Source organism: Pseudoalteromonas sp. SCSIO 43210 (genome assembly GCF_054133285.1).
On the sequence record NZ_CP087225.1, the window covers coordinates 3,838,107 to 3,851,625 of the forward strand.

A 13,519-nucleotide genomic window follows, 5' to 3' on the forward strand; every position below is an offset into this window, starting at 1 on the left:
TTAATTTCGCGTCGTTATTCGGATCCCACCATGAGGTAAACGAATTATTTTTATTGTATTATCGTCTGATGGTAGTTCCACTTCAGGCTCTGTCTGTACTGCTATATTTTTTTGCTCTAACGATGGACTATCTTTAGGTGGTAAACCATACTTAGAAAGAGCGATTACAACCTTACGGTTTTCAGCTCGACCTTTCTCTGTGTTATTATCAGCAAAAGGAGAATACTGGCCATAACCTTCTATTGCCATTCGTGCAGAATTAATACCCAACGCTTCAAGCTCGACTAAAATTGAGGTGGATCTTGCAACTGAAAGCTCCCAGTTTGAACGAAATATTTCGTTACTAATAACCTCATTATCTGTATAACCGCGCACTCTAATGTAGTTATCGACTGGATCAATAATATCTTTGACAATTTTTACGACTTGCTTAGCACGCGAATGAGCAACTGAACTACCACTAGAAAATAACATTCCTGAACTCAACTCTATAATGAGCCAATCTTGATTCAATTCAAGACTCGCTTCTCCATCACGAATTTCATCAATGAGTGCTGATTGAAGTTTAGTTAACAAGCTATCTAATGGTTTTCCTAAATATTTTTGTTTAATGTTACTTGTGTCACTTTGACCATCTAATAACTCAGGGCCTTGTTCCTTTTTTTGAATACTTTCGCCATACAACACCTCTTGTTCCGGCGTTACTCTGTCGGTTAAGATCCCACTCCCATTAACACCGTCACCAACTTGTGAATGTTGGCGCGCAGATTTATCAAAAACATGCTCGAGCGAATCCGATAATATTTGAAATTTTTCTTCCTTATCTATAGCAATAGCGTACATAACCACAAAAAAAGCAAACATTATCGTCATATAATCTGCATAAGAAACAAGCCAACGCTCAGTATGCTGACTTTTAGAGGAAGTGTGACGTAAACGTCGACGTAGCATAATCGTTATTTATCCACTAAATTAGGGCGTTCTACACGATAAGCTTCTAACTTTAGTTCAATATTAACAGGGCTTTCGCCTAAACTGATTGCAATAACACCTTCAGCTAACAGTTCGTGATACAACATTTTTTGTTCAACACGTTGTTTTAGTTTATTTGCCATCGGTAAAAATAGTAAATTAGCTAAACCGACACCATAAATAGTGGCTATAAATGCTGTCGCGACACCAGCACCCAGCTTTTGCGGATCGGTAATAAATGACATAGCCTGAATAAGACCAAGCACTGCGCCCAAAATCCCTATTGTTGGGCTATACCCGCCCATAGCTTCATAAACGCGTCCTGCCTCTAATAAACGGTCGCGTTCTAATAATAAATCAATTTCAAGTGTATCGCGCAGCTTTTGCTCAGAGCAACCATCAACAAGTAAGCTAAGACCTTTAGCTGCATATGGATCGGGATGAATTAAGGCCTCATTTTCAAGTGCTAAGTAGCCTTCTTGTCGTGCTTTGTGAGACCATTGTTTAACTTGTTCGATCGCTTCGTCTACATCATGCTTTGGCGAAATAAAAACCCAGTGGCTTATTTTTAGCATTTTTTTAAAAGTACTAGATGATGTTTGCAACATCACAGCGCCAAGCGTACCACCAACTACGATTATAAGTGCTGGTCCATTGAATAACGCAGAGACAACACCGCCTTCTAAAGAATAACCTATCGCTATAGCGCCTAACGCAATAAATAAACCTAATATAGAAAGCTTATCCACAACCAATCTCTTTTTTAATCCTTAGAGCTATATCATCTAGAGCAAGACTTTCACTTGCTAAGCCAGCACTTGCAACCGCCTGTGGCATACCGTAAACAACACAACTTTTTTCGTCTTGTGCCCAAATAGTGGCGCCAGTCTGCTTCAACATTCGAGCACCATCACGCCCATCAGCCCCCATACCAGTTAGAACAATAGCCAGTACGTCACCTTGACAAGCTTTTGCAACGCTTGCAAAAGTCACATCAACACTTGGTTTATATGTTATTCGCTCACTGTTATCTTCAAATACGCGCAATGTTTTTGAAGACCCACGCCCCTCAACCATCATTTGTTGGCCACCTGGAGCCAAGTATGCAGTCCCTGGTTGTAATCGATCCCCTTGTTGAGCTTCCTTTACTTTTATCTGGCATAAACCATTTAAACGCGAAGCAAATGCAGGTGTGAATGCGGCAGGCATATGCTGAATTAATAATATAGGATGCGGGAAATTTGCTGGTAATTGAGTTAATATTGTTTGTAATGCAACGGGTCCGCCAGTCGATGTACCAATAGCAACAAGTTGATATTTTTTACCACTAGCATGAACGGAGGCATTAGAATTCGTACGTTGAAAGCTTCTATCTGGCTGCTTTAACGTTGCCGTGTTCCTTAATGAACTTGGAGTCGCTAATGGCATACTTTGCGGTTTAGCTTGTGTTATGGGCTTGAATGTACGGGGAACTCTTCTTCGACCAATTTCTTTCACTTTAGCTTGTAAAAGCTTTATTGCATCTTCATTGTTACGTGCAATATCTTCGAATTTTTTCGGTAAAAAATCCATTGCTCCGGCATCTAATGCATCAAGCGTTGCCGTTGCACCATCTCGAGTTAGTGAAGAAAACATTAAAATTGGTGTCGGATTACTCGACATTATTTCTTTAACTGCGCTAATACCGTCAAGCACAGGCATTTCTACATCCATTGTAATCATGTCAGGGCGTAGTTCAGCTGTTTTTTCAACAGCTTCTCTGCCATTCACAGCAAAACCTATTACTTTTATATCGCTGTCTTGCTCAAGTATTTCGCTCACTCTGCGGCGAAAAAAGCTAGAATCATCAACAACTAAAACTTTAACGGCCATTTAGCTCTCTTATTAAATTGAAGTGTAGGGCACTTTTACAGTGCACCTACTTTATTTATTATCAGCCCGCGTAATGTTTTAACATATTTGGTACATCTAAAATAAGTGCAATACCACCATCGGAAGTAATTGTAGCACCAGCCATACCGGGTGTTCCTTGTAATAAAGCATCAAGAGGTTTTATTACAACTTCCTCTTGCCCTATTAACGAATCTACGACAAAGCCTACTTGTTGTGTACCAATTTGGACAATAACTACATGACCATGTGCTTTACGCTGAGAGCGGTCAGCGCCTTTAACTAGCCAATGCTCAAGATAAAACAATGGAATTGCTTTTTTGCGCACAATAATTGTCAATTGACTATCAACAACATTCGTTTTAGTTAAATCGAGGTGGAATATTTCGCTAACACCCGCAAGTGGTAATGCAAATGTTTGCTCTCCAACAACAACCATTAAGGTCGGCAAGATAGCGAGAGTTAATGGTACTTTTATCTCTAAAGTAGTCCCAACACCTAACTCTGACTGAATACTTACTGAGCCATTAAGTTGGGTAATTTTGGTTTTAACTACATCCATACCAACGCCACGACCTGAAATATCCGAAATCTCTTCTTTTGTTGAAAAACCAGGTGCAAAAATTAAATTATATGCTTCAGTATCAGAAAGCCGGCTTGCTTGGTCGTGATCAAGAACACCTTTACTAATCGCTATTTTTTTCAGCTTCTCAGCATCCATACCAGCACCATCATCTTTAATGGTAAGTAAAATATGATCGCCTTGCTGAGATGCTGATAACGTAACAGTACCTGTTCTTGGTTTTCCAGCAGCCTCACGAAAATCTGGCATTTCAATACCGTGATCAACAGAGTTACGCACTAAATGCACTAAAGGGTCGGCTAATGCCTCAACCAAATTTTTATCTAAATCAGTCTCTTCACCAACTAATAATAGATTAATGTCTTTATTTAAGCTGCGTGCTAAATCACGAACAACTCGAGGAAATCGGCCAAACACTTTTTTAATTGGTTGCATGCGGGTTTGCATAACCGCACCTTGAATATCAGCAGTAACAACATCTAAGTTAGATATAGCTTTACCCATTGCTTCGCTTTCAGAATTCGTAGCCAAGCTAACTAAGCGGTTACGAACAAGTACCAATTCACCGACCATATTCATAATTTGATCTAAGCGTTTAGTGTCAACACGCACTGTCGTTTCAGCAGTTGGTGCAGTAGCCTTTTTTGGAGCTGCAGCAGCTGTTTTTTCAGCAGGTTTTGCAGGTACTGGTTTTGATGCTTCAACTTTTGGTACTGGGGCTGCTTTGGGCTTAGGAACAGCTTGTTTTGCGGCTGGTTTTTCAGCAATCGCAGGAGTGCTTTCTAAAGATTTAGGTGCAGTTCCCTTACCATGAAGTTCATCTAACAGTGATTCAAATTCATCATCACTGATATCATCGTTCGATGAATCTGTATTGTTAGTCGAAGGCGATGGCTTTTGTACATCAGGTGTAACATTACTTTCTTGCGCTGCAACAGAGCCGAAACTGCCAACACCATGAAGCTCGTCTAGTAAATTATCAAACTCATCGTCTGTAATATCACCATTCAAATCATGACTATTTGTGGGGGCTTTTACTGCCGATTCTTGGCTTGTACCATGTAATTCATCAAGTAGGTTTTCAAACTCATCCTCTGTAATTTCATCAATTTGAGAGTCAGTTTCAGATGAAGTTGGGCCACTAAACAGCTCATCAAAAGCAAAAGGGTCCGCACCATCAGTACTGGGAGTTTGTGCTTCAGCGGCTTCTTGAGGCTGTTCTACAACAACTTCAGGAGAAGTACCTGATAACTCGTCTTCTGTGGGGGGAGACCTAACTTATGTAAAACTTCAAGTAGTTGAGGATCCGCAGGTTCTGGTTTATCACGATTTTGAATCGTCGCAAACATTTCATTGATAGTATCAAGTGCTTGTAAGATAACATCCATTAGCTCAGAATTAACAGAACGAACGCCCTGCCTTAACAAGTCGAATACATTTTCTGCGCCGTGACATGCGTCAACAAGCTCAGTCATAGCTAAGAATCCAGCACCGCCTTTTACGGTATGAAAGCCTCTAAATATAGCATTTAGCAACTCGGTATCTTCTGGATTGTTTTCCAGTTCAACTAACTGTTCAGATAAAAGCTCAAGGATTTCTCCTGCTTCTACAAGAAAGTCTTGTAAAATATCTTCATCGACTTCAAACATGCAGTTACTCTCCTCTTAGAAGCCCAAACTTGATAAAAGATCATCGACTTCATCTTGATCAGACACAACATCATTACGTGATTCTTTATCAATAATAGGCCCTTCAGGACCTGCTAATGTTTCTGGGTCAACTGGGTCATCTATTTTTTGTGGTTTTAGGGTGACTGCTTTACTGATATCTTGTTCAGAAAAAGCAGTTAAAAGATGAAGTAAGCTTTCTTCAACTTCCCTAACAAGCTCTATAATTCGGCGAATTACTTGACCTGTCAAATCTTGATAATCTTGGGCCATTAATATGTTAGTCATGAAGCTTTGTAACTCATCAGTTTTATGATGAGAACTGCTCATGAATTTATCAATGCTGTGGCACAGTACTTTAAATTCACCGAGTTCAATTTCACGACTCATTAGACGGTCCCATGTCGGTTTGATATGGGATATTTCATCCGCTAACTGTTGTGCTATCGGTAAACTCGCCTCAACCGCATCCATGGTTTTATTTGCAGCATTTTCTGTCATCTCAATGACATAATTAAGCCGTTTTTTAGCATCAGGTATAGCGTCGTTAGTGAGATCTGTTAGGCGCGTGTCTAGCTCAAAGCCTTTTAAAGCTTCATGTAGTTGACGCGTCAACTTTCCCACTTCGTCAAATATTTCCGACTGCTCTTTAGATGCAGTATCTAAAATTAGTTGATCAGCTTTATCATGTTCGCCATTTTCTAAAAAAATGACGAGCTGACGAGCTTGTTCTAACGTTATCCGAGGCGCAGCAGGTGCTGGCATAAGCCTTTCCCCTATTATTAACCTAAGCGTTCGAACACTTTTTCTAATTTAGTTTTTAATGTGCCAGCTGTAAATGGTTTTACAATATAGCCATTAACACCAGCTTGAGCCGCTGCTATTATTTGTTCTTTTTTAGCTTCAGCTGTCACCATTAAAACAGGAAGGTGTTTTAATTTATCGTCAGCCCTTATCGCTCTCAAAAGATCAATACCTTGCATTCCTGGCATGTTCCAATCTGTTACCACAAAATCAAAAACTTGATTTTGTAGCATGGGTAAGGCTGTAGAGCCGTCATCCGCTTCTTGGACGTTGGTAAAGCCTAAGTCGCGCAATAGATTTTTAATAATACGTCTCATTGTCGAAAAATCATCAACAACAAGAATTTTCATGTTTTTATCCAAAACATCCTCCAGTGAGGTCTTAACCTGTATTTACTTACTACTAGTTTATCCAGTCATTGATTTTTGCTTTTAGCTTAATCATCGCCTGACCATGTATCTGACTTACACGCGATTCACTTACATCGAGTATATGTCCAATTTCTTTTAAATTCATTTCATCGTTATAGTATAAAGAAAGTACCATTGCGTCTCGCTCTGGTAATGACTTGATAGCATTTAATAATGATTCATTAAATCGTTCATTTTTAACGTTATTAAACGGTTTGTCTAGCGTTAAATCTTGGCCCGCCGTGGTAATAACATCTTCATCGACCCCGAGGTCTTCGATGCCTAACACTTTACTTGTGTTTACATCGTTTAAAATATGATGGTACTCATTTAACGAAATTTCAAGTTTTTCAGCAACTTCTATATCGGTTGGTTCACGATTTAAGCTACTTTCTAATCCAGCAATCGTCTCGGCTACAAGACGGCTTTTTCTATGAACCGACCGAGGAGCCCAGTCACCACGGCGCATTTCATCAAGCATGGCACCGCGAATTCGTATTCCCGCGAACGTTTCAAAACTTGCGCCTTTGGTTGCATCAAAGTTTTTTGATGCTTCAATTAGGCCTATCATACCCGACTGAATTAGGTCATCGAGTTGGACACTTGGAGGCAAACGAGCAATTAAATGACATGCCACTTTTTTGACTAGCGATGCATGTTTTTCAACAATCACATTTAAATTTTGTGTTGATTGATATCCCATAGCTCTATTTACCAATGTTGTCATAATTAGCCGTTAACTAGCTTCTCTATAAAAAACTCTAAATGTCCTGAAGGTTGGTTAGGTATAGGCCATTTCACTGCTCTTGTCGCCAGTGCTTTAAAGGCAACTGAAGCAGGAGAACTAGGAAAAAGTTCTACAATCACTTTTTGACGGCGAGTTGCCTTACGCATATTTTCGTCATAGGGGATTGTTGCAACCAACTCCATTGACACATCTAAAAATCGGTCCGTTACTTTTGAAAGTTTTGCAAATAACTCATGACCTTCACGCATACTACGAACCATATTAGCTACAATTTTGAATTTATACACCCCATGCTCACGACTTAACACTTTAATAAGTGCATAAGCATCTGTGATTGAAGTCGGTTCGTCGCACACTACAACCATTACATCTTGAGCAGCACGAGAAAAACTCAGTACCATATCTGAAATACCCGCAGCGGTATCTACAATTAAGATATCAAATTCGGTATTTAATTCGCTAAAAGCGCGTATAAGGCCTGCATGTTCAGACGGTGATAATTCCACCATACTCTGAGAACCAGAGGTCGCTGGTACAATTTTAATTCCTGCAGGACCTTCAACTAAAATCTCATCGAGTTCACACTCACCAGAAAGTACATGTGATAAATTACGTTCAACCCGTAATCCGAGCATCACATCACAGTTCGCTAGACCTAAGTCGGCATCAAGTACTAAAACTCGATTACCTTGCTGGCCTAATGCTATTGCCGTGTTAAGTGAAACATTTGTTTTACCTACACCACCCTTGCCACCAGTAACAGCGATAACTTTTACGCCGTTGTTATTGTTTTGACTCATTTTGCGCAGGCCGCTTGCTTGATCTAATACTGTGTTAATCATACATCCCTACTGTGCTCGACGCCACTGCTTGGTGTCGTGAATGTTGTGCTTTTATTCTTTTCAAATACAATTGCTCAGCTTTTTTTACTAGTTTTTCTGCATTTGCAACACGAATGTCTTCTGGAACTCGTTGACCATTAGTAAGATACCCTATTGGAAGGCGATTTTGAATCGCAATACTAATAATCTCACCTAAACTTAAAGATTCATCCAACTTGGTGAAAATACAACCACTTAACTGCACTTTTTTGAAGTGTCGTACTGTTTCTTGCAAGACATTTATTTGCGCTGTTGCACTTAATACTAAATAACTACGAATATCAACACGTTGATTGCGCATAAGCGTATTCAATTGCTCTGTTAAACGTAAGTCTCGTTGACTCATACCTGCTGTATCAATTAATACTAGACGTTTATTTCGTAAATGGTATAAAACTTCAGCTAATTCATTAGCATCTTTAACCTGCTTTACTCCACAACCGATAATTCGACCGTATGTTGCAAGTTGCTCATAAGCACCAATTCTGTATGTATCGGTGGTTATTAGCGCCACTTTATCTGCACCGTATTTCTGTGCGCCTAAAGCAGCTAACTTTGCAACTGTTGTCGTTTTCCCCACACCAGTTGGGCCTACCAATGCGTAAACACCACCTTGACGTAGTATTTCATTATTCGTAGTTTGCATCTGGTCTTCGACCATTGTTAACAAAGCCTTCCAACCTTGTTGGCGAGATACGTCATCAGGTACAAAACACGCCATTTGTTCTGCAACTTCTTTATCGATTCCCATACCAACTAAACGGTCAATCATACAAGCACGTGTGGGGTCACGGCGTGCCATATCTTGTTGCATTAAACCTGATACTTGGTGCTCTAGCAATTGACGAATAGCGTTCATTTCTTCACGCATTGACGTCATTTCTTCACTTTCATTATTTTTAACGTGCGCTTGAGGTGTTACAGGGCTATCTAGATCATCAAAATCACGATCTAGGTCATCAAAACCTAAACTATCGGCTTGGGTCTGTGGACGTGTTGGTGCAATATCTTCGCGAGCAAACATATTCGCTGAGCGAGGTTTGACAACGGGCTCTTGATAATTATCGGTCGTTTCAATACCCGATTGAGAAAACATTGATGCTAATTCAGGTGAACGTGGGCGAGGAGATTGACGCTCTAGTAAAGCTTCTAAACTATCTGCAACCCTAGCTTGGGGAGCCGCTTTAGGGCGTTGTGGCTCTGGCTTTACAAAATTATGTATACTGTGTGATTGTGCTGAGTCATCCGCACGCGCTAAAGTATTTTGCGGCTGTGCAACTGATTTAGGGGCCGCTTTTTCATAATCAACTGCGGCTACAATCTCAACGCCATTAGCCAGCTTTTTGTTAGACATAATAACCGCATCAACACCAAGTTCATCTTTCACTTCTTTAAGTGCTGTACGCATATCTTTAGCAAAAAAACGTTTAATTTTCATTATTCAACCCCTTTAAAATCTTATTGTTGGCCTACAGAGCTGACAATTTTTATCTGTCTTTCGTCTGGCACCTCTTGATAAGACATCACCCTTAATCCTGGGATGGTGTACTTAACAAAACGAGATAACACAGTACGTAACATTCCTGACGTTAACAGTATTGAAGGTTCACCGGCCATTTCTTGATTTTGATGCGCTTCATTCAATGACACTTGAAGTCGCTCTGCAAGTCCTGGCTCTATACCGGCACCTTCATCGCCTGCATTTTGCAATGACTTATGCAACATCTGTTCCAACTCAGGCGCCAAGGTTATGACAGGTATTTCAGATGACATTCCAACCGCATCTTGAACAATTAATCTACGCAGAGAAATACGCACTGCAGCCGTTAATACATCAGGGTCTTGGCTACGCGGGCCATACTCAACAAGGGTTTGTACAATTGATCGCATATCGCGAATAGCCACCCCTTCGTTCAATAAGTTCTGTAGTACTTTCACAATTGCGGTTAACGGCAATACATCAGGGACAAGTCCTTCAACCAAACGAGGGTGACTCTTTCCAAGCATATCAAGTAAGTTTTGAACTTCTTCATGCCCTAGTAACAACGCTGCGCTGTTAGTTAACAACTGACTAATATGAGTTGCAACCACTGTGGCAGAATCAACAACGGTATAGCCTAAAGATTGAGCTTCGTCTTTTTGATCAGGTTTAATCCAAACCGCGTCTAATCCAAATGCAGGATCTTTAGTTTCAATTCCTTTTATTGGACCAAATACTTGCCCTGGGTTAATAGCCAGCTCATCACCATGCTTAAGCTCCCCCTCACCAGTAGATACTCCCATTAGCGTTATTCTGTAAGCATTAGGGTCTAGTTCTAAATTATCGCGAATATGAACAGGAGGAACTAAAAATCCAAGCTCTTGAGAAAGCTTTTTACGCACTCCTTTAATCCGGTTGAGTAGTTCACCACCTTGTGATTGATCAACCAGCGGAATTAATCTATACCCTACTTCTAATCCTATTACATCAACTTGCTGAACATCATCCCAACCAAGCTCTTTTTGCTCTTGTTTATTCGCAACACCTGTCGCGGTGCTTCCGCCATTTGCAGCCTCTTCAGCTTCGGCTGCAGCAGCTTTGATTTTACTTTGCTGCGTGTAATAGGCTAAGTAACCAAGTAGTGCGCCTAAACTCAAAAAAGCAAAATGCGGCATACCAGGGACTAACCCCATGATGATCAAAATACCAGAAGCAATAAAGAGTGACTTTTCGTTACCAAGTTGTTTCTTGAATTGGTCACCCATATTAAGCGACTCATTTTGACGTGTTACTACAATTGCCGTGCCAATTGAGAGCAATAATGATGGAAGCTGAGCAACCAAACCGTCACCAATGGTTAGAAGTGTATATACTTCCATTGCATGGCTAAAACTTAAGTTATGCTGGATCATCCCAACAAATAAGCCACCTACAATATTAATAATTAAAATAACGATACCGGCTATTGCATCGCCTTTTACAAACTTACTCGCACCATCCATTGAACCGTAAAAATCGGCTTCGCGAGTTACTTCCTCGCGACGGTCACGCGCTTGCTCAGCACTAATAAAGCCGGCATTTAAATCGGCATCTATTGCCATTTGTTTACCTGGCATTGCATCAAGGGTGAAACGTGCAGATACCTCAGAAATACGTCCAGCACCCTTTGTTATTACTACAAAGTTGATAATGATAAGAATTAAAAATACAACTAAACCAACTGCATAGTTACCACCAATTACAACTGAGCCAAATGCTTCAATGACCTTACCTGCAGCATCACCACCGTTGTGACCCTCAAGTAACACAACTCGAGTACTAGCAACGTTGAGCGCTAAGCGCATAATCGTAGCGATAAGTAATACAGCGGGGAACATACCAAATTCAACTGGTTTCATCGTGTAAACAGTCACGAGTAATACAACTAATGCGAGCGCAATATTAAACGAAAAAAGGATGTCGAGTAAAAATGGCGGTAATGGTAAAATCACCATTCCCAGTGCAGCAAGCACAAGCAAAGGAGTCCCTACTCCTTTGGCATATTCTTTTTTGTCTCTATTAAGTTGTTGTAATACCGCTTTAAAACTCATAATTCTACAATTTCAAAAAATTGACACTATATAGAATTAGCAATAACTATTCCAAGTTAGTAAATTTGCGATATTAATACTTGTAGGCGTCGGGGATGGGGAGTTTATTACTAAGCTTTGTAGGGCGTTTTCCTCGTCCCTTGTTAAAACGTTTTAGCTGAAATACATACGCTAGCACTTGTGCAACAGCCGTAAATAGCTGATCAGGTATTTGATCGCCAACTTCAGCCGTATGATAAAGTGCTCTAGTTAGCATGGGGGACTCTACAATGGGGACTTCATTACCAATTGCTACTTTACGAATTTGCATTGCCATCTCGTCAATACCTTTGGCTAGTACAATAGGCGCTCCTGCACGCTCCGTATCGTACTTTAAAGCGACTGAGTAATGAGTTGGGTTAGTAACAATAACATCTGCATCAGGCACATCTTGCATCATGCGTTTTTGCGACATTTGCCTTTGTGTTTGCCTAATACGTGCTTTTATTTGTGGGTCACCTTCCGAGTTTTTATACTCATCTTTAACCTCTTGCATTGTCATTTTAAGTTGCTTGTTATGGTTATAACTTTGAAATGGCGCATCAATTGCTGCAATAATAATTAAAGTGCATGAAAGCCCTAAAAACATCCACGCTAAAATCTCTAAGGCATGAATAATATTACCCGGTGCACTTTCTAAGCTTAAGTGCAGTATTTCATCAAAAAAAGTATCAATTAAAAACACTGCAAAACTTGCAACTAAACCAAATTTTAAAAGTGACTTTATAAGCTCAACAGCCGCTTGCGGGCCAAACATTCGCTTAAAGCCCTTCATTGGTGACATTTTGCTTGCTTTAGGCGCGGCAGCTTCCCAGCTAAAATTAAAACCACCTAACAATGTATTACCAATAAATGCAGCTAAAACAATAATTAATACAAACATGGCCATCGGGAACATTAAAGCGTCAGCAACTTCTCCCCAAACGGCAAACATTTTAGTTGTATCAAATGCTTCGTTACGGTTTAAGCTAAGTGTACGGCCCATCACATTATATAAACCTTTGCCAATTTCTGGTCCATACATCAAAAGAGATATAGCCGAAAAAATAAGCACAAACATGGTACCTAACTCTTTTGAGCGCGCTATTTGACCTTTCTTTTTAGATTCGTCAAGTTTTTTGGATGTGGGTTCTTCTGTTTTTTCCTGCCCTGAGTCTTCAGACATGACTTTCTCCTAAGGTGAACAACCAACTAAAGTACACATTAGCTCAATCATTTTTAACCATTGAAACTCAAACTGAGTAACAAAGTTGCCTAGTGTCGCCCAAATAATAATAAGTCCCGCTACCAAGGTAAACGGAAAACCAATAGAGAAAATATTTAATTGCGGCGCTGCACGCGTCATAATACCAAACGACATATTAATAACGAGCATAGCTGTGAGCGGTGCAAGTGAGAGTACAAGTGCTGTAGTAAACATCCAGCCGCCCCAGGTCACTATGTCCCAGTAATGATCTACAGACCACCACGTGCCATCAATCGGTAACACTTGAAAACTATGGACCACCATCTGAATCATCATTAAGTGGCCATTAAAAACAAAAAATAGAAGTGTCGCTAAAATCAGAAAAAACTGTCCAACAGCAGGTACACTTGCACCATTAGAGGGATCAATAACTGAAGCAAAACCTAAACCTGTTTGCATTGCTAATATTTGCCCAGCTAACACAAAGGTGTTTAATAAGAGTATAGATGCAAAACCAATCGCAATACCAATCAACATTTGCTGGATAACAACTAAAATCATTTCAAACGAAAACAAATTAGTGAAGGTGGCCGGAGGTAATACAGGTATAACAACGAGAGTTACTACAACCGATAACCCCATCTTTATCCGAGTAGGGACGTTTTTAGCACCCAAACCAGCCATAATCATTATCATTGAGCTGATGCGAACTAAGGGCAGCAAAAAATCACTCAACCATTGAATTACGACTGAAAACGGATACTCCACT

13 protein-coding genes are annotated in these 13,519 nt (G+C 40.2%); all 13 read right to left on the minus strand.

All coding sequences use genetic code 11. The features are described 5' to 3' along the window. On the minus strand, positions 1-951 hold the full coding sequence (locus tag LOS73_RS16715; protein ID WP_033031464.1) for a flagellar motor protein MotB: 951 nt from the start codon (positions 949-951) through the stop codon (positions 1-3). 5 nt (positions 952-956) lie between these two features. Continuing rightward, a complete protein-coding gene (locus LOS73_RS16720; protein WP_033031466.1) occupies positions 957-1,721 on the minus strand; it encodes a flagellar motor protein in 765 nt (254 codons plus the stop codon). After that, positions 1,714-2,844 carry a protein-glutamate methylesterase/protein-glutamine glutaminase gene (locus tag LOS73_RS16725; RefSeq protein ID WP_033039937.1) on the minus strand — a complete coding sequence of 377 codons (1,131 nt, stop codon included), beginning with the start codon at positions 2,842-2,844 and terminating at the stop codon, positions 1,714-1,716. The genes LOS73_RS16720 and LOS73_RS16725 overlap by 8 nt, the downstream gene beginning before the upstream one ends. A 61-nt stretch (positions 2,845-2,905) precedes the next feature. Then, on the minus strand, positions 2,906-4,456 hold the full coding sequence (locus LOS73_RS16730; RefSeq protein WP_457934011.1) for a chemotaxis protein CheA: 1,551 nt from the start codon (positions 4,454-4,456) through the stop codon (positions 2,906-2,908). A 209-nt stretch (positions 4,457-4,665) separates the two neighbouring features. Next, on the minus strand, positions 4,666-5,094 hold the full coding sequence (locus tag LOS73_RS16735; protein WP_457934012.1) for an Hpt domain-containing protein: 429 nt from the start codon (positions 5,092-5,094) through the stop codon (positions 4,666-4,668). Positions 5,095-5,109: 15 nt separating this feature from the next. Beyond that, positions 5,110-5,877 (minus strand): protein phosphatase CheZ, encoded by a 768-nt coding sequence (locus LOS73_RS16740; protein ID WP_457934013.1) that lies wholly within the window; start codon positions 5,875-5,877, stop codon positions 5,110-5,112. A gap of 17 nt (positions 5,878-5,894) precedes the next feature. Further along, a complete protein-coding gene (gene cheY, locus LOS73_RS16745; protein ID WP_007377943.1) occupies positions 5,895-6,278 on the minus strand; it encodes a chemotaxis response regulator CheY in 384 nt (127 codons plus the stop codon). Between the two features lie 40 nt (positions 6,279-6,318). Beyond that, positions 6,319-7,029, minus strand: coding sequence for an RNA polymerase sigma factor FliA (locus LOS73_RS16750; RefSeq protein WP_033015920.1), 711 nt, complete (start codon positions 7,027-7,029; stop codon positions 6,319-6,321). A gap of 26 nt (positions 7,030-7,055) precedes the next feature. After that, positions 7,056-7,916 carry a MinD/ParA family ATP-binding protein gene (locus LOS73_RS16755; RefSeq protein ID WP_007377945.1) on the minus strand — a complete coding sequence of 287 codons (861 nt, stop codon included), beginning with the start codon at positions 7,914-7,916 and terminating at the stop codon, positions 7,056-7,058. Next, the gene (gene flhF, locus LOS73_RS16760) at positions 7,909-9,393 is read right to left on the minus strand and encodes a flagellar biosynthesis protein FlhF (RefSeq protein ID WP_007377946.1); all 1,485 of its coding nucleotides are present in this window, start codon (positions 9,391-9,393) and stop codon (positions 7,909-7,911) included. Before flhF ends, LOS73_RS16755 begins: the two co-directional genes overlap by 8 nt. Before the next feature lie 20 nt (positions 9,394-9,413). After that, a complete protein-coding gene (gene flhA / locus LOS73_RS16765) occupies positions 9,414-11,525 on the minus strand; it encodes a flagellar biosynthesis protein FlhA (RefSeq protein WP_457934014.1) in 2,112 nt (703 codons plus the stop codon). Positions 11,526-11,598: 73 nt separating this feature from the next. Beyond that, entirely contained in the window at positions 11,599-12,729 is a 1,131-nt protein-coding gene (flhB, locus tag LOS73_RS16770) for a flagellar biosynthesis protein FlhB (protein ID WP_007377948.1), read from the minus strand. Positions 12,730-12,738: 9 nt separating this feature from the next. Beyond that, complete coding sequence (gene fliR / locus LOS73_RS16775; RefSeq protein WP_033023775.1) at positions 12,739-13,518, minus strand: flagellar biosynthetic protein FliR; 780 nt, start codon at positions 13,516-13,518, stop codon at positions 12,739-12,741. Position 13,519 lies beyond the last annotated feature (1 nt).

What these genes read in the sequence shown, in the direction of transcription:
- LOS73_RS16715 (WP_033031464.1), bottom strand. Translation starts at nt 951, where the DNA reads ATGCTACGTCGACGTTTACGTCACACTTCCTCTAAAAGTCAGCATACT.
- LOS73_RS16725 (WP_033039937.1), bottom strand. Translation starts at nt 2,844, where the DNA reads ATGGCCGTTAAAGTTTTAGTTGTTGATGATTCTAGCTTTTTTCGCCGC.
- LOS73_RS16735 (WP_457934012.1), bottom strand. Translation starts at nt 5,094, where the DNA reads ATGTTTGAAGTCGATGAAGATATTTTACAAGACTTTCTTGTAGAAGCA.
- LOS73_RS16740 (WP_457934013.1), bottom strand. Translation starts at nt 5,877, where the DNA reads ATGCCAGCACCTGCTGCGCCTCGGATAACGTTAGAACAAGCTCGTCAG.
- LOS73_RS16750 (WP_033015920.1), bottom strand. Translation starts at nt 7,029, where the DNA reads ATGGGATATCAATCAACACAAAATTTAAATGTGATTGTTGAAAAACAT.
- LOS73_RS16755 (WP_007377945.1), bottom strand. Translation starts at nt 7,916, where the DNA reads ATGATTAACACAGTATTAGATCAAGCAAGCGGCCTGCGCAAAATGAGT.
- flhF (WP_007377946.1), bottom strand. Translation starts at nt 9,393, where the DNA reads ATGAAAATTAAACGTTTTTTTGCTAAAGATATGCGTACAGCACTTAAA.
- flhA (WP_457934014.1), bottom strand. Translation starts at nt 11,525, where the DNA reads ATGAGTTTTAAAGCGGTATTACAACAACTTAATAGAGACAAAAAAGAA.
- flhB (WP_007377948.1), bottom strand. Translation starts at nt 12,729, where the DNA reads ATGTCTGAAGACTCAGGGCAGGAAAAAACAGAAGAACCCACATCCAAA.